Origin of the sequence: Streptomyces sp. NPDC006265, from assembly GCF_040613555.1 — a bacterium.
Lineage (GTDB): Bacteria > Actinomycetota > Actinomycetes > Streptomycetales > Streptomycetaceae > Streptomyces.
This window is the reverse complement of record NZ_JBEXSH010001172.1, coordinates 1-2,226: the sequence shown is the minus strand read 5'-3', so window position 1 is coordinate 2,226 and position 2,226 is coordinate 1. Positions and strand designations below refer to the sequence as shown.

2 protein-coding genes and 1 pseudogene are annotated in these 2,226 nt (G+C 74.4%); 1 reads left to right on the top strand and 2 read right to left on the bottom strand.

Features of this window, described 5'->3' with window-relative positions; all coding sequences use genetic code 11:
• On the top strand, nt 1-742 hold a 742-nt coding region (locus ABZ281_RS46695), incomplete at its 5' end, for an HAD-IC family P-type ATPase (RefSeq protein WP_356664616.1).
• Between the two features lie 10 nt (nt 743-752).
• Here ABZ281_RS46695 and ABZ281_RS46690 read toward each other — a convergent pair.
• Together ABZ281_RS46690 and ABZ281_RS46685 are read right to left on the bottom strand one after the other, a co-directional pair.
• Nucleotides 753-1,823 carry a LacI family DNA-binding transcriptional regulator gene (locus ABZ281_RS46690; RefSeq protein WP_356664614.1) on the bottom strand — a complete coding sequence of 357 codons (1,071 nt, stop codon included), beginning with the start codon at nt 1,821-1,823 and terminating at the stop codon, nt 753-755.
• Between the two features lie 85 nt (nt 1,824-1,908).
• Nucleotides 1,909-2,226 (bottom strand): annotated as a pseudogene (locus ABZ281_RS46685) (glycosyl hydrolase family 35); the annotation flags it as partial.

Below are 2,226 nucleotides of genomic sequence, written 5' to 3'. Positions count from 1 at the left end.
TCGGGGAGGACGGCGAGCTGATCGGCCGGGTGAACCTGATGGATCTGGCGGACGGCACCGCCGAACTCGGCTACCGCGTCGGCGAACCACGGCCGCGGAACTGGAGGAGTCCGGCCGTACCGCCGTCCTGATCGTCGTCGACGGCACCCCCGCCGGTCTGCTCGGCATCGCCGACCGGCTGCGCCCGGACGCCGCCGCCACGGTCGCGTCCCTCGCCCGGCTCACCGGCAGCGCCCCGGCGCTCCTCACCGGCGACAATCCCCGGGCCGCCGCCCACCTCGCCGCCGAGGCCGGTATCGACGACGTGCGCGCCGGGCTGCTGCCGCAGGACAAGCTGGACGCCGTCCGGGAGATGGAGAGCGCGGGCCGCAAGGTGCTGGTCGTCGGGGACGGCGTCAACGACGCACCCGCCCTGGCCGCCGCGCACACCGGGATCGCCATGGGCCGGGCCGGTTCCGACCTGGCCCTGGAGACCGCCGACGCCGTCATCGTGCGCGACGAACTCGCCGCGGTCCCCGCCACCGTCGCCCTGTCCCGCCGCGCCCGCAGGCTGGTCGTTCAGAACCTCGTGATCGCCGGGGTGTTCATCGCCGGACTCGTCGCCTGGGACCTGGCCGGTGACCTGCCGCTGCCGCTGGGCGTCGCGGGCCACGAGGGCTCCACGGTCCTGGTCGGCCTGAACGGGCTGCGGCTGCTGAGGGAGGGGGCCTGGCAACGGGCCGCCGCCGGGGAAAGTGGCTGACGAACGCCCCTCAGCGCACCGGTGGGGGACCGCTGCTGGCCCGCGTCACCAGATCCACGGGCACGAGGGTGTCGGCGCGGGGCCGCTCGCCCGGGCCGTCGATCCGGTCCAGGAGGAGGCGCAGTGAACGGGTGCCGATCTCCGCGAAGTCGGTGCGGACGGTGGTCAGCGGCGGCAGGAAGTGCGCGGCCTCGGGGATGTCGTCATAGCCGACGACGCTGACGTCCCCGGGGACGGACCGCCCCGACTCGTGCAAGGCGTGCAGCAGGCCGAGCGCCATCTGGTCGTTGGAGGCGAACACCGCCGTCACCTCCGGGCGCCGGGCCAGCCGACGGCCCAGGTCGTAACCGGAGTCGGCGCTCCAGTCCCCGACCAGGGGGTCCGGCACGGCGGCGCCGGCTGCCTGGAGCGTCGCCCGCCAGCTCGTCAGCCGGTGGTCGGCGGAGGTCCAGCCGGCCGGGCCGGCGATGTGCCACACGGTGGGGTGGCCGAGGGCGAGAAGGTGCTCGGTGGCCTTGCGGGCGCCGGTGCGGGAATCGCCGGTGACCAGGGGAGTGCTGTCGTCGAGCGGGCTCTCCAGCACCACCAGGGGAGTGCCCAGATCGGTCGTCTCCGCCAGGGCCCGGCCCACCCACAGCTGCGGCGCGATCGCGATCACGCCGTCCGCGCCCTCGGCCGACAGCCGGTTCACGGCCTCGACGACGGTGGCGCGGTCGGCCGTGTCGAGGGCGATGGAGCTGACGAGGTAACCGGCCTCCTGAGCGGCCGTGTTGATCGCCGTGAGAATCGAGGCGGGCCCGTACCGGGCGGCGTCGAAGGAGATGACCCCGAGCATCCGGGTCCTGCCACTGGCCAGGGACCGCGCGCTGCGGCTGGGCCGGTAGCCGAGCGTGCGCATGGCTTCCGAGACCGCCTCGCGCGTCTCGGGACGGACGGCCGGATGGTCGTTGAGCACCCGCGACACGGTCTGCTTGGAGACACCGGCCATCCGGGCCACGTCGGCCATCACCGGCCGCGCCCCCGCGAAGTTACGCCTGCTGCGGCCCTTGGCGACGGGACCGTCGGGGGCACTCGGTGTCATGGCGGGTGATCCTCGATGTCGGTACGGCGGTCCTGAACCCGCCCGGCAGGAGCACAGCATAGGCCGGGCAAGTGCCCGGAACGTCTCAGCCGGTCCGGACGCTCCAGCGGCGCATGACCACCCATGCGGCGTCCCGCACACGCGCCTCCCGCCAGGCGTCACCCGACTGCCCCGGCACGTGCACGGGCGCGTCCCGGGCCAGCGGCAGCACCTCCAGCCGCAGTCCCTTTGTGAGCAGCGCTCCGGCCGGCAGCCGGTCCAGCCCGATGTCCCAGACCCGCCCCGAGTAGAACTGGTCGGCGACCAGAACGTCGCCCACATAGGCCCGTGCCAGGTCCCCCGTCCAGCGCAGCCGCAGCAGCACACCCGCGGGGTCCCGGAGCAGGTCCTCCGGTACGTCGAC

What these genes read in the sequence shown, in the direction of transcription:
- ABZ281_RS46690 (WP_356664614.1), bottom strand. Translation starts at nt 1,823, where the DNA reads ATGACACCGAGTGCCCCCGACGGTCCCGTCGCCAAGGGCCGCAGCAGG.